The organism is Vibrio sp. M260112 (assembly GCF_036533775.1).
GTDB lineage: Bacteria > Pseudomonadota > Gammaproteobacteria > Enterobacterales > Vibrionaceae > Vibrio.
This window is the reverse complement of sequence record NZ_JATABH010000042.1, coordinates 15290-34281: the sequence shown is the minus strand read 5'-3', so window position 1 is coordinate 34281 and position 18992 is coordinate 15290. Positions and strand designations below refer to the sequence as shown.

Annotated in this window: 20 protein-coding genes; 9 read left to right on the top strand and 11 right to left on the bottom strand. The window is 42.2% G+C overall.

Annotated features, from left to right (window positions below):
* Positions 1-185 precede the first annotated feature (185 nt).
* On the bottom strand, positions 186-1211 hold the full coding sequence (gene bamC / locus QTN95_RS15890) for an outer membrane protein assembly factor BamC (protein WP_331418123.1): 1026 nt from the start codon (positions 1209-1211) through the stop codon (positions 186-188).
* 55 nt (positions 1212-1266) lie between these two features.
* A complete protein-coding gene (gene dapA / locus QTN95_RS15885; protein ID WP_331418122.1) occupies positions 1267-2145 on the bottom strand; it encodes a 4-hydroxy-tetrahydrodipicolinate synthase in 879 nt (292 codons plus the stop codon).
* 300 nt (positions 2146-2445) lie between these two features.
* On the opposite strand from dapA, the gene QTN95_RS15880 reads away from it, so the two are divergent.
* Together QTN95_RS15880 and bcp are read left to right on the top strand one after the other, a co-directional pair.
* Positions 2446-2988, top strand: a complete 543-nt coding sequence (locus QTN95_RS15880; RefSeq protein ID WP_138972071.1) for a glycine cleavage system protein R — start codon at positions 2446-2448, stop codon at positions 2986-2988.
* Positions 2989-3110: 122 nt separating this feature from the next.
* Entirely contained in the window at positions 3111-3581 is a 471-nt protein-coding gene (bcp, locus tag QTN95_RS15875; RefSeq protein WP_138972070.1) for a thioredoxin-dependent thiol peroxidase, read from the top strand.
* A 364-nt stretch (positions 3582-3945) separates the two neighbouring features.
* Here bcp and QTN95_RS15870 read toward each other — a convergent pair whose 3' ends face one another.
* The 5 genes from QTN95_RS15870 to QTN95_RS15850 all read right to left on the bottom strand — a co-directional run bounded on the left by QTN95_RS15870 (position 3946) and on the right by QTN95_RS15850 (position 9579).
* Entirely contained in the window at positions 3946-4890 is a 945-nt protein-coding gene (locus QTN95_RS15870) for an OmpA family protein (protein WP_331418120.1), read from the bottom strand.
* 6 nt (positions 4891-4896) lie between these two features.
* A complete protein-coding gene (locus QTN95_RS15865) occupies positions 4897-5904 on the bottom strand; it encodes a hypothetical protein (RefSeq protein ID WP_331418119.1) in 1008 nt (335 codons plus the stop codon).
* A gap of 1 nt (position 5905) precedes the next feature.
* Entirely contained in the window at positions 5906-6610 is a 705-nt protein-coding gene (locus tag QTN95_RS15860; protein WP_331418118.1) for a fimbria/pilus periplasmic chaperone, read from the bottom strand.
* Positions 6610-8946 (bottom strand): fimbria/pilus outer membrane usher protein, encoded by a 2337-nt coding sequence (locus QTN95_RS15855; RefSeq protein ID WP_331418117.1) that lies wholly within the window; start codon positions 8944-8946, stop codon positions 6610-6612. Before QTN95_RS15855 ends, QTN95_RS15860 begins: the two co-directional genes overlap by 1 nt.
* Positions 8947-9051: 105 nt before the next feature.
* The gene (locus QTN95_RS15850; protein ID WP_331418116.1) at positions 9052-9579 is read right to left on the bottom strand and encodes a hypothetical protein; all 528 of its coding nucleotides are present in this window, start codon (positions 9577-9579) and stop codon (positions 9052-9054) included.
* A gap of 591 nt (positions 9580-10170) precedes the next feature.
* Between QTN95_RS15850 and QTN95_RS15845 the strand changes: the two genes are divergently transcribed.
* The 3 genes from QTN95_RS15845 to QTN95_RS15835 all read left to right on the top strand — a co-directional run bounded on the left by QTN95_RS15845 (position 10171) and on the right by QTN95_RS15835 (position 11040).
* A complete protein-coding gene (locus QTN95_RS15845) occupies positions 10171-10383 on the top strand; it encodes a hypothetical protein (RefSeq protein WP_331418115.1) in 213 nt (70 codons plus the stop codon).
* 92 nt (positions 10384-10475) lie between these two features.
* Complete coding sequence (locus QTN95_RS15840; RefSeq protein WP_331418114.1) at positions 10476-10715, top strand: hypothetical protein; 240 nt, start codon at positions 10476-10478, stop codon at positions 10713-10715.
* Positions 10716-10734: 19 nt separating this feature from the next.
* Positions 10735-11040: a hypothetical protein gene (locus QTN95_RS15835; RefSeq protein ID WP_138973081.1), complete on the top strand. Its 306-nt coding sequence runs from the start codon at positions 10735-10737 to the stop codon at positions 11038-11040.
* 139 nt (positions 11041-11179) lie between these two features.
* On the opposite strand, the gene QTN95_RS15830 is transcribed toward QTN95_RS15835, so the two are convergent.
* From QTN95_RS15830 to QTN95_RS15820, 3 genes are all read right to left on the bottom strand, one after another.
* Positions 11180-13051, bottom strand: a complete 1872-nt coding sequence (locus tag QTN95_RS15830) for a methyl-accepting chemotaxis protein (protein WP_331418112.1) — start codon at positions 13049-13051, stop codon at positions 11180-11182.
* A 206-nt stretch (positions 13052-13257) separates the two neighbouring features.
* A complete protein-coding gene (locus QTN95_RS15825) occupies positions 13258-14322 on the bottom strand; it encodes an AI-2E family transporter (RefSeq protein WP_138973083.1) in 1065 nt (354 codons plus the stop codon).
* Positions 14323-14550 carry a sulfurtransferase TusA family protein gene (locus QTN95_RS15820; RefSeq protein WP_138973084.1) on the bottom strand — a complete coding sequence of 76 codons (228 nt, stop codon included), beginning with the start codon at positions 14548-14550 and terminating at the stop codon, positions 14323-14325. It lies immediately after the preceding gene.
* A gap of 235 nt (positions 14551-14785) precedes the next feature.
* On the opposite strand from QTN95_RS15820, the gene QTN95_RS15815 reads away from it, so the two are divergent.
* From QTN95_RS15815 to QTN95_RS15800, 4 genes are read left to right on the top strand one after another with little or no spacing between them, the layout of a single operon-like run.
* Positions 14786-16240, top strand: a complete 1455-nt coding sequence (locus QTN95_RS15815; RefSeq protein WP_331418111.1) for a beta-barrel assembly-enhancing protease — start codon at positions 14786-14788, stop codon at positions 16238-16240.
* Positions 16241-16258: 18 nt separating this feature from the next.
* Positions 16259-16603 (top strand): arsenate reductase (glutaredoxin), encoded by a 345-nt coding sequence (gene arsC, locus QTN95_RS15810; RefSeq protein WP_331418110.1) that lies wholly within the window; start codon positions 16259-16261, stop codon positions 16601-16603.
* On the top strand, positions 16600-17172 hold the full coding sequence (gene wrbA, locus QTN95_RS15805) for an NAD(P)H:quinone oxidoreductase (protein WP_138973087.1): 573 nt from the start codon (positions 16600-16602) through the stop codon (positions 17170-17172). Before arsC ends, wrbA begins: the two co-directional genes overlap by 4 nt.
* 2 nt (positions 17173-17174) lie before the next feature.
* Positions 17175-17603: a DUF2069 domain-containing protein gene (locus QTN95_RS15800; RefSeq protein WP_269376212.1), complete on the top strand. Its 429-nt coding sequence runs from the start codon at positions 17175-17177 to the stop codon at positions 17601-17603.
* Positions 17604-17644: 41 nt separating this feature from the next.
* Here the strand turns inward: QTN95_RS15800 and QTN95_RS15795 are convergent, their stop codons facing one another.
* On the bottom strand, positions 17645-18922 hold the full coding sequence (locus QTN95_RS15795; protein ID WP_331418109.1) for a DUF2066 domain-containing protein: 1278 nt from the start codon (positions 18920-18922) through the stop codon (positions 17645-17647).
* Between the last annotated feature and the right edge of the window lie 70 nt (positions 18923-18992).

Genomic DNA, 18992 nt, shown 5'->3' with positions numbered 1-18992 from the left:
AATGAACTACATACTCGATATGGCTGAGAGTTTTACGCTGCCAGAAAGGCGAGATAGGAGCTACCCAAGAGTGGTAAAAAGAAGGCCCAGTCGCTACGCGACTAGGCCTTCAAAAAGGTGTTAAATGCTTCTTAACTGACAAGCATTAGACCTTAGGTCAGCTTTTTTATTGGGAACAATCGGTATTACCGCGCTTGTTTTTCAACAACCGCAGCCAACACTGGCACCATATCTTCAAGCAGTTTTGCTTCGACTGGCTTACCAGATGAATCGGTCACGTTAATTGAAGTACGGTTACCAAGATCACCAAATAGGAAGGTGTAAGTCCCAGAGTTTAGACCAATTGGTTTGACACCAATATCGTTCCAGAACTTATCATCAGGTGCCGCATACTTCGCTTTGACCGTACCTTGAGATTGGTTACGCTCTTCAAGAGTAAAGCCCATAGTCGGCAGAAGAGTCGGTAGACGGTTCCACAGTACGTTGTATTGAGTTCGAGCAATAATAACAGGGAAGCCACTGCGGTCTGAACCCATTGTGATCGGGATCTGCTTCACTAACTGTTCTGCTTTACGAGCTGCTTCTTCACGTAAGTCTAGGTCATAACGAGCCGTGACTAAGTTAGTCATCAGCGCGTTGTAACGTTCTTTGTTAGTAGCAGTAACAGGTAGCTTTTTACCTGCTTCACGCCAATCAATTAGAGAAATACGAAAGCCATGACGGCCATCAGCAACGACGCGCTCAATTTGGTAACGTGCGCCAAGCTCAACGTCCTCGTCTTCAGACATCCAGCTTACCCAATCCGTCTCTATACGTGTTGAAGTCTGTTCGCGAATCGCTATGTTTCGCTCTTGCAGCATCTTCTCTGCGGTTTGCCAAACTTTCTCAACTTCATCTTCACGGAGTAGCCAAAGTGTCGTTTCACCGCGCCTACGTTCAGCTCTTGCACCCGGAATCAATTCTAATACCTGCTGAGGAGGACGAATATCAACCTCTTTACCCACACCACCAGAAAACTCCCCCTGAGGAATTTGATAGTTAGTGTAAAACTGCGGAGTTGCCCCTTCAGCCAACTTCCACTCTTGCATCGGTGCCGTATTTAAGTATTCAAAGTCATCCTTAGCCTGACGACGTTGTGTCGCACTGCCTGAACATGCACTTAAAACAAAAACAGCTAGTGAACTGACGACTAGCTGGTGAGACAATTTCATTGAAACTCCTGATACTTGTAAGCCGAAGCATTGCTCCGGCCATCCATATTCAAATTTAGCAAATGCAAGCTTCCGTCATTGCTTGAGCCACAGTCGGGCGAGCACTTTCAGATAGCTCTGTCAGTGGCAGACGCAAACTACCATGTTCAATCAGGCCTAGTTTATGCGCTGCCCACTTGACTGGAATTGGGTTCGACTCGATAAACAGGTTTTTATGTAAAGGCATCAAGCGTTGGTTAATAATTTCCGCTTCTTCGTACTTACCTTCACGAGCCAGTTTGAACATTTTCGCCATGTCTGCGGCTGCAATGTTATTGGTTACCGAGATAACACCATTGCCGCCCTGTTTAACGAATTCCAAACCTGTTAGGTCGTCACCACTTAGTAAGATAAAATCTTCGCCACAAAGTTCACGGTGAATTGCAATTCTGCTTAAATCGCCTGTCGCATCTTTAAGTGCAACAATATTTTCGATTTCAGACAAACGCGCCACTGTTTCTGGCAGTAAGTCTACCGCAGTGCGGCCTGGTACGTTGTACAAAATTTGTGGTACATCGCTCTCTTCTGCGATGGCTTTGTAGTGCTGGTACAAACCTTCTTGCGTTGGTTTGTTGTAGTAAGGCGTAACACTTAAACAACCTGCAATCCCTGAGTTGTTTAGTAGACGGCTGAATGTGACAGACTCGTGCGTTGCATTTGCACCCGTTCCAGCAATAATAGGGATTCGCCCGTCAGCAAATTCGACCGACTTCGTCACGACCTTGACATGCTCTTCAATAGTCAGCGTTGCCGATTCACCGGTCGTACCGACTGCTACGATGCCATCGCTGCCCGCTGCAATATGGTACTCCACCAGCTTCTTCAGGCTCACGTAATCTACTTCGCCATCATGATTAAACGGTGTAATTAACGCTACAATACTTCCTGAAAACATGTCTTTCTCCCTAATTTAGATACTTATCGCATGGTACTGTAAGGCGATTGATAAAGACAAGCACTTAGATGCGCTTAAATCACCTAAATGAATGAATATTTATTGGATGTTAGAACTCTGCCAACATACTCCTTCTATTTTCTACCGTGTCAGTACTAAGTGAAGAATTCGGTGCTCGTTGTCGATCCGATTAAAGCAGACTCAATTCGGTAACAAAAAGCGTTGTCTGGCGCATTTTTCTCACTCGCTTCTGTGCTAAGCTCTCTCATTAATAAAAACAACTTTGATAAAAGTGAACCTATGACTCAACATCTAGTGATTACTGCGGTAGGAACAGATCGCCCGGGTGTCTGCAACCAAGTTGTACACCTAGTCACTCAGTCTGGATGCAATATTGTTGACAGTCGTATCGCCCTATTCGGCAATGAATTTACTCTCATTATGTTACTTTCAGGTAACAATGCTGCCATCACTCGGGTAGAAACGACCCTTCCCCTGCTTGGTCAAGAGCATGATCTGATCACGATAATGAAACGTACATCTACTCACGCTTATCTAGAAAACGCCTACACACTTGAAGTGTTTGTAGAATCGGCTGATAAGCCTGGACTGACGGAAAAATTTACTCACTTTTTTGCTCAAAAAGAGATCGGTTTATCCTCGCTCAGTGCTCAGACCATAGATAAAGCCAAAATCGATGCGGCGTCAGATCAATTTCACATTGCCATCACGGCTACCGTTGGGTCCGAGTGTAACCTGATGCAATTACAAGAAGAGTTCGACACGCTTTGCCGTGACCTAGAGGTACAAGGCTCACTTAATTTCATAAAAAATAGTCAATAAGGCGTGTCATGAACGTTCGGCTTTGATGTGATGGACGCACACTAACAAAATAAAGGCTCAAAACACGGCGTAGGGGTTCACTCTACGGCGGATATAATATATTAGAAAGTAAGGAAAAACCGATGGCAATTGAAACTGGACAAACAGCACCAGATTTTACCCTGAATGATCAGGACAATAACCCAGTGACACTATCTGAGCTTCAAGGAAAAAAAGTACTGCTCTACTTCTACCCACGCGCTTCAACACCAGGCTGCACCGTTCAGGCTCAGGGATTACGTGACAATAAAGCTGAACTGGATGATCACAATGTTGTAGTTCTTGGCGTCAGCCCTGACGCCCCAAAAAAGCTAACCAACTTTATCAATAAGCAAGAGCTGAACTTCACGTTGCTAGCCGATGAAGAACACGCTGTTTGTGAAAAGTACGGTGTTTGGCAACTTAAGAAGTTTATGGGCCGTGAAAATATGGGAGTTGTTAGAACCAGTTTCCTAATTGATGAAGCTGGTAACCTCGAACATGTATTCCAAAAATTCAAAACCAAAGATCACCATGAAGTGGTACTAGATTACCTAAACCAGAAGTCAAAATAGCTTTGTGGCAAGACAGACGCTAATGTGCATTAGTTCCGACTAGATCTGACACTTTAATTTGAAAAAGGGCCTTGCTGAGCTTATCTAACGTAACCGAGGCTTAAAGTACTTCGTTATTTGCTAACACGGTTTCATACAGTGAACGACTGTGGTCGGCATGAGACTGCAATGCCCTTAAATAAATGACTAACTAGCGAAAAACTGGCCTTGAAATATTATTATGCTCAGATGAACGGAATCATGGCGATTGTCAAAGCTATAAATAAGTTTATAGGATTAGATATAATCGTCGAAAGTTAACGGCTAGCAATATGTTGCATTTTTAATATTCTAGCTTTCTTGAGCAATAACGCATATTTTTCTACTAATCATTTGAGTAAATAATTTTGATTTCAACACGGCGATTAGTGGCCATACCTTCCTCAGTATCGTTTTCAACCAGAGGATTTTTCTCTCCTTCAAAGTTGACACTAGTCAATTCATCCTCTAAGCCTAGATTCACAATTAAATCTGCAACACGGTACGCTCTTTTTTTGCTCATAAGTAAATTGTAAGAGTCATCTCCATTAGAATCGGTATGCCCAGTCACAACTATATTAAGTATCTTACTTCTATCAACACTGTTTAAAAATTTTATTACCTTGCTGTTTTCTTCAGCACTGTAATATGATGAATTTTTAGGAAATAACACATAACCCGTTTGCTCGGAAAAAACATTTTCCTTCACATAACTTTCGTACTGGTGGTCATTTCCTTCGAAGGCGATGGTTTTTGACTCTTTAATTATCTCATTACTTTCCCTTTGTTTAGAGTTCAAATTATAACTGAATTCAATAAAAGATGAGAGGTAGTCCATCGTATGTCCATCCTCTCTAGGTTGATCGTATTGATAACCAAAAGAAATTCTGGAATTGCTGTCAAAGAAATACGTAAGGCCTAAGGTTAATTTAGGGTAAAAAGAGTCAAATCTATTGTTAGGGGAAGCATGGCCTATCCCCAACGATGTGTAAGCAGTGAGGTTTTCCCTAATATCAAACATATCAAACTTAAATGCTGCACCAATATCATATATATTATCTACGGCCACTGAAGGTAGCTTACTTAAAGTCAGATTGATATCCACACGGTCATATATTCTGGAACCATAAAGCAGCCCATAAGAGAATCCAGAATTCGAGACTAATGCCAAGTCATCATCTTTCGGAACAAATTTATTAAACTTTACGCCAATATAACCATCGCTTGCATATGCTGACGATAACATCATATATATCATCAACGATAAAGTAGTGTGGAATAGCTTATTCATGTTAGTTTACTTCACTGTTAAAGTCACAACAATCGTTGACCGCTTAATACCTGGTTGTGTACCAAAGAAATTTGTAGTAATTAGTAACGGAATATTCTCTTCACTATTTGCGGGGATTGAAGGAACCAATTCCGGTGGAAATTCAGTTCCATCTAGCGGCACATCTACATTAGCGGAAGTATGCTTAATGGCGTAAAATGCATCACCTAACCTACCTATGGTAGTAGAGAGAGTATTGTCAGCCGTGAAAGAAATAGAATACCTAGAGCTATCGATATCAACTATATTTGGGTTAAATATATTGAAAAAGTTGATTTCTTTAGTCTTAGGGTTGCTATCAGTAGTGGTACCAGAAAGAATAATATTTTCATTATTAAACGATAGCCTTGGCGTTTCAATAGAGTTATATATCTTAATAGTGCCTCCGGGCCACCGTCTGCTTGAACTAGTTCTAAGACTGCCACTACTAACACTTAATTTGAAAATATCTTTGTTTGGTATCACTTTGGTGAAAGTTTGGGGAGTATGGGCAGTTTTTATCAGTGTAGTAACTAAAGCTACAGGATGAATTGCTGAAACATCCCTTGCACATAAAGCGCCTCCTGGCGTGACATTACAAGTCACCAAGTTAATTCTTCCAAATCGGTAAGTTTTAAAGTCCACTCGTGTTTTTACTGCCAGATAATCGTTTATTTTATATACAACACTACCATCAAATCTTATGGGATAAAGTGAATATGGATGCCCAAGGGCTGAAGCATAAAAATTATCTCTAGTATTACAAGTTAATAAAAACTTGCTAGGATCACTCGTCTGAGATGCTTTTAATCGAGTTGTCATTAGTTCAGTTCCAATAGGTATGCTATTGAAAGTTGAAATATCAGCCTCATAGTTTAGATATTCATCTGCGATCCATATAATCTTATGAATTGTATCATCTGCATTTGCCCCACAAGTAGCGTAGCTAGGTAAAGATATAACTATCAAGAATGCAAGAGTAATCAATCGAATCATTTTATCGTCTTCCTGTTATCGTGTAGCTCTTGGTCGCACCCCAGTCATCTATTGCGTTAATAGTCAATGAATCTATCGACGTAACACCTTCTTGTGACCAAGTAACTTCGCTAAACGGTGGAAAGACAGCGAGGTCACTTACAACACTATCCGGAGCCAGTATGTCTTTATTACTGTCATGAATTGTCATCTTTGTAAGAGCAAAATGAAAAGGTGTAGGGTTGTATAGTGTTATAGAGTTTTTATTATTGATAAAATAAATTAATTGCTCTGCCAAGTACCTATTCTTAGAGATGGATGACGGTCTATAAAATAACTTTACCTTCGTATTCATACTTATCACCAGCGAGTTAGCTGAATAGTTCTGAATAATAGGAATTTCTTGCGCTTCAATCCAAAATAAGCTCTCTATATCCTTAGCTAAACTTTCTTTGTTTAAAATTTTCAATCTGACAGCTTGTGCCTTTCCACTATCTATTTTAAATACTGGAGGAGAAGCAACAATTACTGGACTATCTTGTCCATCACTTTTAATATCACTATTTATGCTAACCACGCCAGCGGTTCTTTGTTCGGATTTATTGATAATATTTAACCTCAACAACTTGTCACTTTCATCGAAAATATACCTAGTACTATCTAATACAAAAGCAGCTTGACTATACATAGAGATTGTGGAAATTATAAAAAATAATGATATACGCATCAATTTATGCACCTCGCATTTTGAATTTTATCTATGTTTACCTTCAACTGTGTCATGTCGATCTTGCAATTCTCACCTAAAGCCCCCTCAATATATACTACTTGATTGAGCTCCTTGGCTGTAATAATGATGAGGTTCCCATTACCATATCCAATTTGCTTGCCTTTACTATCTATTGCTTTGGCTCCATTTTTTAAAATACCATTCTCTCCAACTATATTAATGTAGTAGTTATAGACAGGTGTAACACTTGATTTTTTATATACTACCGCACCTCTTACAGGTTTAGATTCAAATGAACTATCTGATAGATCTACGTCAGTCTCTATATTTCGATAATCGAGGTCAATTCTATTTGTGGCATATGGTTGTAATGAGACAAGTGCAATGCCGTTTTTATTTGTAATCGTTCTTTTGATACGTACGTTTGGCAGATCCTCAACTTCGATGACAGCCAAGGTTTCTTGATTCGTTGATGATAGTCCTACCCCAGTTTTCTCGGTCCAGTATACGTTCCCTCTTACAGAACCACTAAAATGATAATCTGATTCACCATTTCCATGGTCCTCATAATAGGTGGATAGCGAATAATTCGATATATTATTTCGTGCTTGATGTCGCATTGAAAATCGCTTTGTATATTCATTATCAAAGTAGGATAGATTTGTAGAGTTCCTATCACCGTCGACAAAGGATGCAGAAACGGTTCGACTTATTCTATCTTCACTAAATGACGAGGATAAATTATACATCTGGTTTCCGTTATCATTTGTTAGTCCTAAATTTACTGTCAGGAGGAATGAGTCACCAATATTATCTTCGTAATAACTTGCATTGACCGATGTTTGAACGTCGTAAATTTTCATCGAACTTGAAATTGTGACCCCTTGTTTATTGTACTCTTGGCCCCAATAACTCTCGTTCCATAGCGATGCCGAAATATTTGATTCAAGTATTCTTGAAGATACTCTCCCCTCATAACGCGATTTTGGCTTGTCATACTTATTCAATATATAGCCATAATCAGAAAAGCTCAGGTAGTCCTCATCTTTGTAGTAGTAACTCAACAATTGAAGATTTGTTACGTCACCCAGCGATCTAGAATATTTTATATTAAAAGAGTTCCCTCTCTTTTTATTTTTATTTTCATCAACATAAATTGAGTGATTTATAAATGTAGAAACTGCTCCTACGCTACCGAATTGTGAAGAAAAAGAGAGTCCACCCGATAAGTATCCGTCACTCAATAAAATTTCACTTCCCCAAGTGATGTAGTCGCTACCTTGATAATATCCAGCACTTAAAAATAATGGTTCATCTTTAACATTAATATTTTCCAAACTTAGTGAGCTCTGTTTGTAGCCTAGCGAAATACTATAATCACTTGAATTTGGTCTCATTAGCTCAGGTATAATGGTTACAGGATATAATTCTGTACGTCTTCCCCCTTGCTCATCATATATTACGACCTCAATATCACCGGTAGATACAGGTCTAAGATTCGTGATAACATAAGGACCAGATGGATATTTATCTTGAAGTAGTAAAACTCCATTTTGGAAAACTTTAATTACTGAAGAACTATCTAAATTACCTGAAATAATTGGGGAGTAACCGACCCAACTAGAATTTTTCATGCTTTCTGAGCTCGACAGGTCCAAACCAAGGAAACTAAATGAGTTATTCATTTCACTTGTAGACTGTAATTGTCCGATTGACAAATATGATTGTATACTTGGAATTGCTTGGTATGCACTAGCCGAAGAAAAATACATCGAGTTCTTATCCATTGACACTTTAAGGCTAGCGACCCATTTATTATAGTTAATTGTAAAATCAGCATCGCCAAAGTAATCTAGATCACCTTTGAAACCGTCATAAATAGATCCATGATATGACATCCTGACAGCGTTAATGCCAAAATCATAGTCAGTTATTTCTTCATCTTTCTTAAAGTAGGCTTGTGGTATATTTAATTTAATTTGCGCATGATGTGCATCTATTTGCAATTGCGTGTGTGTTTCTAGCGCTAGATAATAACAGTCGTATTTCTCATTGTAATATTGAACATAATATTCCTGATAGTTAATCCCGCGTAGAGCTCTATTTGACTCTAACCATTTTAAATCAAAGCAAATTGATTTTTTGCTTATTTCAAAATCTCTTACAATAAAACTATGACTACCTATATATTCACCATTGACATAGACATCGAGGATGTTATCGCCCTGAAATAGCTCAAAATCATTCGATAAGTATTGCTTGAATAATTCATTTTCTATTTGGGACAAATCAAAATATGAAGTGTTTTCTCGATATTCATTTGCGTGTGTCATACTTATGTTAAATAATATAAGTATCGTTAGAAGCCGAATCAACAAAGCTTGCCTCCAAATCAGCGAGCTCGAGGAGTTTTCTCAAGCTCGCTGCACCTATATTATTTACTTATATGCCACTGTGTACGATATAGTACTAGCGTACGTACCAGCCGTAGCTCCTGCTTTCAGTTTGGCCGAGAAAGCCATTGATGCAGCAGCCCCCGTTGCTTCACTTGCAGCAAATGCGACAGTCGGATTCAGGGAGTTAATCACTGTAGAGCCCGCTGCTGGTTTTGCCGTCAGCTCTACGACTGAGCCTACCGCGCTACCGTTTTCATTTCTTATACCTTCCCCACTAAGAGCAGAGCCACCCCAAGTAACGTCTGCTCCAAGCATGTTAGCGCCTGTTAATGAAGCACATGAGCTAGTAGGATCTGGCTTTAGTTCAAACGAGACTTCAGAGCCTACTCCGTTCACTGGAACCACACCTAGTTCTACCACGTTGCCTGATGCATCAGCGCCAGCGACAAACAGTTCACAAGTTTGTGTGGTAACACTACCCATTAAAGTGATTTGTCCTTGGTTGGCATACGTAAGATGGGATGCAGATAGTAATGTGACAAACAATAGAGAATTAATTTTTTTATTCATAGAAGCCTCTTGAGCAATTTGTTACTAACGATAATGTTAGGCCGCCATAGTAATTATTTTTATTTATTCCGTATGTCAGATGTTTTGGGTAAATTATGTAAGAATATTCTTTAGTCACTTATCAAAGAAGGCAACTGTCCTAAAAATCTCTATTCGTTGGTTTTCGACAAATAACTTTCGATGAATCTAGGCTTTGTCATTACATAATTCGATTAGAAGACATGGTAGGCGCTGTTTTACGCGATGCATTGCAGTATCCGATAAAGAGAATGTTTTTCCTCATCAACAAAAAAAGGTCCACAAACCGCTGGGGATTAAGGCTTTATGTACTGCTTCCAGTTAGTTGTTTTGTAACGAGGTTTAGGCATGAGACTGCGGCGATTGATGAGGGGATGCCGTTTGGATTGTAGCTTCTTGATTTCGTTCCATCGATTTAACCAAAAAAACTAGATAACAAACAAAACAAGATTAACCCTACAAATGAACACACATACTCCTACACGCATCATGGAAAGAAGCTTGTTATATTCAGGACATCATATGGCTTAGAACTACAACTGCTATTGATACTTTTAAATCATGGGAGAGTGCATGAATAGTAAGAATAGTAAGAATAGAAAAAATCTAATCGAGACTCAGGAATGGGTTAATAGCTTAGTGGCATCAGACTTGAGTAGAGAACAGGTGCTAGAATCGATTATGGAAGAAATATACACCAACATAGAGATTTTAAATCTCAAAATGCAAGATTTAAAATCAATGATGAACGATAGAAAATCGCACCAAAAGGAACGCATCAAATAATTAAACTTGGTAGTAAAACCAATTTAGCCAGTGATGATTTTTACATATCGTATCTGGGCTAGATCATATATAAACAGAAGAAGCCAGGGAAAATGGATAAGTTCAAATTTCAAGTATTAACAACATTAATTTTATTAATCGTAGCCATTATAACCTCTTTGGTTGCAGTGAATTTTTTAGCGTTTAAAGAAGAAAGTGTTTCATTAACAAAAGAAATTATTAACGAAAAAAACAATACAATAGAGAGGGTACTTTATGAAGGTTTCGACAACTATCTAGATAACTTAAATAGTGTGAGTTTCGCGTCATCAGAAATTTTTGATGGTGTATAAAAGCAATAAGGTACCTCTTATGTATTGGTTAGAAGTTTGTAATAATGAAGAAGTAAAAAGGCTTAATGAAGTTACTATCGCTTGCTTCCAAGACGACATTAAGTTGTTGGTTGAGAATAAAAGTGACTTACCAAAACTTGAAAGAACTCTTTATAAGTTAAAGGGCGCTGCGTTGTGTTTAGATATGGATGACCTAACTCAAGCTATTATTGTGACTGAATACAAAATCATGCTTGGCCAAGTATCTGGATTAAAACAAGACATTGATTTACTGGCTGTTATGATGAGAGATAAGATCAATCTGTTAGATAAATATCAATCCTAACTAAAGTGTAAGTGCATGACAATTCGATTGTTTTTATAGCATTACCAAAATTTTTTATGACAAGTGTGTGCTTGGAGAAACGTCAAAATCCAAATAAAAACGCCAGCGAACTCGCTGGCGTTTTTGTTGCAGTTCGACTCTAAACGATAAACTTGTTCAGAATCGCATCCTGTTCACGTACATTCTCAGTCTGAACCTGCATCGCCATATTGGCTTCTTCGGCTGCATCGGCAACCTGAGTAGACAAATCTTTAATCTTAACCGTATTGGTATTGATCTCTTCCGCTACGAGGCTCTGTTCTTCCGCTGCGGATGCAATCTGCATGTTCATATCAGAGATACGCTGAATGGCCTCACGGATACGTTCCAATGCACCGTTGGCAGCTTGCGCTTTGTCTACGGCATCAATCGCAGTGTTTTTACTCTCATTCATTGCCGCCGATACCGAGCTAGCACCTGCTTGAAGCTGTTCAATCATGCTGCGAATTTCAGTGGTTGATTCCTGAGTGCGCTGCGCTAGAGTACGTACTTCATCTGCCACCACGGCAAAACCACGACCCGACTCACCAGCACGCGCCGCTTCGATTGCTGCGTTCAAAGCAAGTAAGTTAGTTTGGTCAGCAATATCGTTGATAACCTTTAGAATGGTTTCGATATTCGCAGTCGCAGACTCTAATCCCTGAACCTCTTCGACAGCTTGGTCGATACGAGCAGACAGCATATCGATCGATGCGGTCGTGGCACTCACAACAGATGAACCATCTTGGGTTGCATCATCGGCTTCTTTGGCTGCACCTGCCGCTCCTTGAGCGTTGTTTGCGACTTCCGTTGCCGTCACCGCCATCTCATGCATTGCGGTAGCCAATTGCTCAAGTTCATGGAGCTGACTTTGCATTGCCGCAGCCGACTGTTGAGAGCCTTGTACTGTCATTTCGGTGCCGCGCAATATCTCAGCACCAATCGCTTTAGATTGCTGAATCTGCTTCTGCAGGGTTTCGGTAAAGGTGTTGAACCCTCCCGCCAGTTCAGCAAATTCCTTATCGGTGTTGGTATCTAGACGTTTAGTCAGATCTCCTTGTCCTGACGCTACATCCTTAATCGCTTCGTTAAGTGTTGCTAATGGACGCATCAGTACTTTGATCAAGAAGCTCAATACAACCACACTCAAGATCACACCGATAACCACATAGATAATTGAGCTGTTACGCATGTCTGAAATGGCTGCAAAGGCGATCTCTTCATCCACAACCGCACCGATATACCAGGTCTCTGAAGGGACTTTCTGGAAGCGTACCATCAATTGGACACCGTCCTGTTCGAGTCTCTGAGTGCCTTCTTGTACTTTAGCTTGTGGTAAATACTTGGTTAGATTCTCGCCGTTATTCGCCGTATCAGGGTGAGCAATAGTAGTGCCATCCGCTGTGACGATAAACAGATAACCCGCATCAAGAAGGTTGATGCTGTTTACAAGGTCGGCCAATCCACTGAGCTCCATATCGTAGAACATACCTGCCATAAACTGACCATTCTCTTTCACTGGAGTACCAATAGAGATGATCACTTTCTTGGAAGAGACGTCAACGTAAGGGTCAGTAACCACTAAACGACCTTGCGCTTTCGCATCCTTAAACCAAGGGCGAACACGCGGGTCATAGTCAGGGCCGGCTTCCCAACCATCGTCATTCTCAACGACAAAACCATCCGCTTCATAGCCGAAGCCTACCGCAAGGAAACTTCTTTTTAGATTTGGCTTTTCTAGAATCTCTTTCACCAGTTGGCGATTCTGTGGATCAAGCTCGATCACTTCGGTGGTGGATTGAGCAAGAGACTTCTTACTCTCCATTTCTGATACCACCGTATTACTGACACCTTTAACCATTTCGGTCAGGCTAGTATCAACCAGATCTTCAACTTCATTTTTAACAGTACGTAATTGTTGAATAGACAGCAGTGTAACGGTGACCAATAGCAGTGCAGACGAAGCAGCAACGATTTTTTGGCTAAATCTCATAGGTTCCCTCAATTTGATAGCAAACTTATAGTTATTGTTGTAATTATAGTTATCGCCCGACTTAACGTTTACTTAAGAAATTTCCTACATTTTCTCTATTAAGTAAATTCCACAACAGACGAAAATGCCAACAACTGCACAAATAAAAAGCCCCGAGAACATTTTCTTCGGGGCTTTTTATGTAACCGATTTCACTAAATCTTTATTTATACGGGTATTTCTTCATCGTGGCTTGGCAATGCATTCCATACAGCTTTAACCAGAGTCGCCAGCGGGATGGCAAAAAAGACCCCCCAGAACCCCCATAGTCCACCAAAGACTAAAACCGCGACGATAATCGCGACAGGATGCAGGTTGACCGCTTCAGAAAAAAGCACAGGAACCAGCACGTTGCCATCTAGTGCCTGAATAATGCCGTATGCCACAAGTAACCAGTAGAACTGAGGCGTTAATCCCCATTGGAAAAGGCCGACTATCGCGACAGGCACAGTCACTGCCGCAGCACCGATATAAGGTATAAGTACCGAGAAGCCGACAGCTACAGCCAGCAATACTGAATAACGCAGATCCAGTAGTGCAAAAGTGATATAGCTGACACTGCCGACGATTAGGATTTCCATTACCTTACCGCGAATGTAGTTTGAGATCTGCTCATTCATCTCGTGCCACACTTTGGTCGCCAAGCGGCGATTGCGCGGCAAAACACCACTCGCCATCTCAATCATTTCCTCTTTATCTTTAAGTAAGAAGAAAACCAACAGCGGCACTAGGATAAGATAGACCCCTAAGGTCGCAAGACTGACGAGAGAAGCCAAAGAGCCTTTAACAACGCTTTCACCCATACCAATCACTTGATTCTTTGCGTTGGTAACCACTGACTCTACAATCTGGAAGCTATCCAGCTCTGGGTATCGTTGTGGGATTTCGGCAATGAAACCTTGTAGTCCAACATACATGGTCGGAATGTCGTTAATTAAGTTGCCTACCTGCTGCCAGATCGTTGGAACCAGACCAAAAATCGCGACGAGCATTAAGCTGGTAAAACCCAAAATCACCAAGATCACCGCAAGTGTCCTCGGAATACCTAAACGCGACATTTGCACCACAGGCCACTCAAGTAAGTAAGCCAAGACAATCGCAACAAGCAAAGGCGCAATAAGGTTGCCAAAGAAATAAATGGTAATGAAGCCAAATAGAAGAATAGCTACAAGACTCACTGCATGTGGATCAGAAAAACGTCGTTTATACCAACGACTCACCATTTCAAACATTCAATACAATTCCTTAGTCACTTGCATAGAGTAATAACCATTCATTTGTTCACAATTCAATTGAAACAAATGTTTTTTAAGAAAACGGGTAATATCATTCATTGAACTGCTATCACTGATCAGAATTTGAACGTTGTCACCGGGATTCAGCCCTTTAGTGTGACGCTTCGCAAGTAAAAGCGCCATGGGGCACCGCTCTTGGCGTAAATCCAAAATATTAGGTTCCATTCTCTCGCCCGATGCTTAATATTACGGTTAGATATTGTATAGTGTTTTTTTCCAACCGTCAGTGCAAATAGTAATGATCAGCTCACAGCGGCCAAACGACGAAGTAGGAACCTTAGCACTGTTCTCTGACGTGACCGAGAAACCATCTTACTTTTCGAGTGTCCAAGCGTATGGTCAACTGACTAAAATAAACCACTTAGTGATTTATAAATCAACGGGGTATCATCTTTAATATATGTTTAAACGTATGCGTTCATTGGCCTGCTTGTCTGTTGCAGCCGCTTTAATCGCTCCTGCTCCTGCACTGGCCAACAACCTTGATCTTCCGGATATTGGCACTACCGCAAGCAGCACGCTCACCATTGCCCAAGAAATGCAGTATGGTGACGCCTATATGCGTATGCTACGCAACAGTAAACCGATCGTTAATGACCCCGTGCTCAACGAGTACATCGACAGTTTGGGACATCGCTTGGTCGCCAATGCCTCTGACGTGAAAACCCCGTTTACCTTTTTTATGATTCGTGATCGTAACATCAACGCCTTCGCGTTTTTTGGTGGTTACGTCGCGCTACACTCTGGGTTGTTTCTTCATGCTCAGAGCGAAAGTGAACTTGCCTCGGTAGTTGCTCACGAGATTGCGCACGTTACTCAGCGGCACTTAGCACGAAGCATGGAGGAGCAAGCAAGACGCTCTCCTGCAACAATGGCCGCTCTTGCCGGTTCACTTTTACTGGCTATTGCAGCACCAGAAGCAGGCATCGCTGCGATAACCGCGACAACCGCTGGTAGTATTCAAGGCCAAATAAACTATACCCGTAGCAACGAAAAAGAAGCTGACCGCTTTGGTATCAATACCCTTTCGAAAGCAGGCTTTGATGTCAACGCCATGCCGCGTTTCTTTGGGCGTCTAGCAGAAGAGTATCGTTACGCGAGTAAACCACCGCCGATGCTACTCACCCACCCACTGCCAGAAGATCGTATTACCGATACCCGAGCTCGTGCTCAAAATTATCCCGCCACAAGAGTCGATCCATCATTGGACTACCACCTCGCTCGTGCGCGAATTGTTGCCCGCTACGCTGGTATCGATGCGAAGGCTGCACAAGATTGGTTTAATCGTGTAGAAAAAAAGGCCGCTCCAAGTGTTCAGGTCGCGTTTCAGTACGGCAAAGCGTTAGTGCACCTTGATAACAAGGAGCTGGATCAAGCGAGTACGATCCTTCATAAGCTGTTTGAACAGCAACCGAACAATCGCTTCTACCTTGATGCGATGTCAGATCTCTATATTGCTCAGGGCAAAGCCGACAAAGCCGAAGCCATGCTGTTGAAAGCGTTGCAAGCCGCTCCCAACAATGCGGTGATTTCTATTAACTACGCGAATTCACTGCTTAAACAAGACAAAAATGCTGAAGCGGTAAAAGTTCTGCAACGCTATACCCATGACAATCCAAATGATGTGAATGGTTGGCACCTATTATCTGAAGCAAGCATCCACTTAGGGTTCAGCGATGAGGATCTCGCTGCGCGCGCAGAGATTCTCGCTTTGAAAGCGAACTGGAACAAAGCTATCCAATACTATACACAAGCTAGTCAACTCGCAGAGCTTGGCAGTTTAAAACAAGCAAGATACGATGCTCGAATCGACCAGCTAATGGTTCAGCGTGACCGTTTCTTAGCACTACAATAATTAAATGGAGATTACTCTATGTCAGTCGTGATTTATCACAACCCTCGTTGCTCAAAAAGCCGTCAGACTCTTGCTTTGTTGGAAGAGCGTGGTCTTCAGCCAGAGATTGTCACTTACCTAGAAACACCACCAAGTGTTGACCAACTGAAGACACTGATGTCTCAGCTTGAACTCACTGACGTCCGTGACATGATGCGCACGAAAGAAGACATCTATAAAGAGCTTGATCTCAAGTCAGCAGACGATGAGACCTTATTCAAAGCGATGACCGAAAATCCGAAACTGATTGAGCGTCCAATTGTGGTTGCGAATGGCAAAGCGAAACATGGCCGCCCACCGGAGCAAGTTCTCGATATTCTATGAGCTGCCAAATCGTTATTCTCTATTACAGTCGCCACGGCTCAACACGAGCGATTGCGCGACAAATAGCACGTGGGGTGGAATCCATCCCACAGTGTGAAGCGGTACTAAGAACCGTTGATGAGCTGGAATCTTCGTACTCTGATCCCGCCGATCCAACCATCACCCTGAATGAGCTTAAACAGTGCGACGGTTTGGCGATGGGAAGTCCAGTTTGGTTTGGCAATATGGCGGCTCCGCTTAAACACTTTTGGGATAAGACCACGCCTTTGTGGGTATCTGGGGATCTCATCGATAAACCAGCTTGCGTATTTACTTCCTCCTCCAGCATGCATGGCGGTCAGGAGACAACGCTGCAAAGCATGATGCTGCCTTTGCTTCACCACGGCATGATGATCTTAGGCATTCCCTATTCTGAGCCTAAGCTTCATTCTACACAGTCAGGTGGCACTCCCTATGGGGCTACGTCGGTGAGCACTTCTAACTCGGCACTCAGTGACGATGAAATAGAACTCTCTCAACAACTTGGCAAGCGCCTCGCGCAAACCGCTTTAAAAATGAAGGACCACTAAATATGCAAGAGATGCAACCCACAACGAAGCTGTATCGTCTGTTGGCCTTGTTTGGCAATCTCGCACTGTTGGCATGGATCGCACTGTGGCAGCTCTCTTTGTCACCCCATCCTCATATTGGCAGTACAACATTGGCGATAGCTTGGGCAATCCCACTCTTGCTTCCCCTCCCCGGCATTTTGGCCGGTAAGCCATACACGCACGCTTGGGCCAACTTTGTTCTTATGCTCTACTTCCTGCATGGTTTTACCATTCTCTATATCGATGATGGGGAACGTTGGCTGGCGGTGGTCGAGTTACTCCTGACTACCATTGCATTCTTTGGCAACATTCTTTATGCCCGTACAAGAGGTAAAGAGCTAGGGATGAAATTGAAGCGCTTATCTAAAGTCGAAAAAGAAGAAAAAGCCCGATTTGAGGCAGACAAATAGAAATAAAAAAAGGGTCTGAATAATCAGACCCTTTCTTGCTGCTATTGAATAACAGTGGCACTGCCGTCGTTGACCGTTTTATCCCCTTCAGCATCAAGGCCCGGCTCAGTCTCTGGGACAGGCGCAACGTACTGATAAGGCTTACCCTGCCATTCAAAGACTAGAATCATCTCTGTCGCAATCACTTCTGGCTCTGGGGTCACTTGAGCCTCAGACGATACAACGGATTCAGTTTGAACGACAGAGTCGCTACTTTGAGTCGCTGAATCTGCCCCGAATTCGCTATCCACTGGTGGTGCTTGTGGTGTCAATACTTGCGGCATATCCGTCACGCTTTCACGTTGAACGAGATCACCAAGACGGCGGACTTCCTGTTCAAACTCTTGCTCAGTCGAAAGCAGATGAACATTGAAGGTCACTTGGTTGCCCTGAATTTTCAAGATATCAATGGACGCCACCGAGCTAAGCTTCTTGAGCTGGTTCTCTAGTGTGAAGAAGCCAACCGCATCATTTAGTTCTGTAAAACGTACTTTAATTGCTTGTGATGACTCACTTGCAACCACCACGGCACTCTTCTTCGCGTAGTAGTCACTGATTTGGTTGATCATTTTGTCAGCCGCATCTGATCCGTTATTTGAGCCGGACAACGGAGCTTGGCGCGTCACGCCAATACTTGCAGGTTTTTGATCGTATAAGGTCCAACGAACACTGTTACCTTGAGCTCGAACTACCAACACCGCATCGACTGGGTAGCGCTGACTGGCTTGACCGACTGGCTGAATGAATCCACCCCACAGATCTGAAACAGCAACACCTGTGATATCGTCAAAATCACCGACTGGCACCGTTAGCGGTAAGCCTCGTTTCTCGGCTTGAGCCTGCATTTGAGTAAGTACTGTAGAGCTAGAGTGTTCCCAAATAATGTTTCTATCGGCCGGCCCTTCTTCAACCAACCACACTAATAAGTTCGCGCGCGCTGCTGGCCAAATCGGTAACTGAGCCTGACTTAGTAAAGAACGAATATGCGGAGCACTAAAGCCCATACGCAATGTTTGTTCACCATTCGCCTGACCATAGCTCAGTTGGGCTAGATATTGGGCACTTTGCTGTAGTGCTTTTTGAACGACAGGATTGGAAATCGCTTCACGATCACCCGAGGCTTTTACAATCACCTCTTTCATACCTTCTGCACGAGCTTGAGCATCGGCATTCTCAACCGTTTGGTCTAGAACAACTTCAGTACGGTATAGGTCAACATTGGTCAGAGCCATCGCTGGTGAAGCCATCATTCCCAAAACGAGCAAAGCTAATTGGCGCATACACTTCCTAACATCAGTTTTTTTACACGTTAAAGGTCGATGATAAGCAACTATCGGGGTCGGAGCAACT

Coding starts and splice junctions, on each gene's coding strand:
- bamC (WP_331418123.1), bottom strand. CDS start 1,211: ATGAAATTGTCTCACCAGCTAGTCGTCAGTTCACTAGCTGTTTTTGTT.
- QTN95_RS15870 (WP_331418120.1), bottom strand. CDS start 4,890: ATGAATAAGCTATTCCACACTACTTTATCGTTGATGATATATATGATG.
- bcp (WP_138972070.1), top strand. CDS start 3,111: ATGGCAATTGAAACTGGACAAACAGCACCAGATTTTACCCTGAATGAT.
- QTN95_RS15865 (WP_331418119.1), bottom strand. CDS start 5,904: ATGATTCGATTGATTACTCTTGCATTCTTGATAGTTATATCTTTACCT.
- QTN95_RS15860 (WP_331418118.1), bottom strand. CDS start 6,610: ATGCGTATATCATTATTTTTTATAATTTCCACAATCTCTATGTATAGT.
- dapA (WP_331418122.1), bottom strand. CDS start 2,145: ATGTTTTCAGGAAGTATTGTAGCGTTAATTACACCGTTTAATCATGAT.
- QTN95_RS15855 (WP_331418117.1), bottom strand. CDS start 8,946: ATGACACACGCAAATGAATATCGAGAAAACACTTCATATTTTGATTTG.
- wrbA (WP_138973087.1), top strand. CDS start 16,600: ATGAGCTGCCAAATCGTTATTCTCTATTACAGTCGCCACGGCTCAACA.
- QTN95_RS15800 (WP_269376212.1), top strand. CDS start 17,175: ATGCAAGAGATGCAACCCACAACGAAGCTGTATCGTCTGTTGGCCTTG.
- QTN95_RS15815 (WP_331418111.1), top strand. CDS start 14,786: ATGTTTAAACGTATGCGTTCATTGGCCTGCTTGTCTGTTGCAGCCGCT.
- QTN95_RS15795 (WP_331418109.1), bottom strand. CDS start 18,922: ATGCGCCAATTAGCTTTGCTCGTTTTGGGAATGATGGCTTCACCAGCG.
- QTN95_RS15845 (WP_331418115.1), top strand. CDS start 10,171: ATGAATAGTAAGAATAGTAAGAATAGAAAAAATCTAATCGAGACTCAG.
- QTN95_RS15850 (WP_331418116.1), bottom strand. CDS start 9,579: ATGAATAAAAAAATTAATTCTCTATTGTTTGTCACATTACTATCTGCA.
- QTN95_RS15835 (WP_138973081.1), top strand. CDS start 10,735: ATGTATTGGTTAGAAGTTTGTAATAATGAAGAAGTAAAAAGGCTTAAT.
- QTN95_RS15880 (WP_138972071.1), top strand. CDS start 2,446: ATGACTCAACATCTAGTGATTACTGCGGTAGGAACAGATCGCCCGGGT.
- QTN95_RS15820 (WP_138973084.1), bottom strand. CDS start 14,550: ATGGAACCTAATATTTTGGATTTACGCCAAGAGCGGTGCCCCATGGCG.
- arsC (WP_331418110.1), top strand. CDS start 16,259: ATGTCAGTCGTGATTTATCACAACCCTCGTTGCTCAAAAAGCCGTCAG.
- QTN95_RS15830 (WP_331418112.1), bottom strand. CDS start 13,051: ATGAGATTTAGCCAAAAAATCGTTGCTGCTTCGTCTGCACTGCTATTG.
- QTN95_RS15840 (WP_331418114.1), top strand. CDS start 10,476: ATGGATAAGTTCAAATTTCAAGTATTAACAACATTAATTTTATTAATC.
- QTN95_RS15825 (WP_138973083.1), bottom strand. CDS start 14,322: ATGTTTGAAATGGTGAGTCGTTGGTATAAACGACGTTTTTCTGATCCA.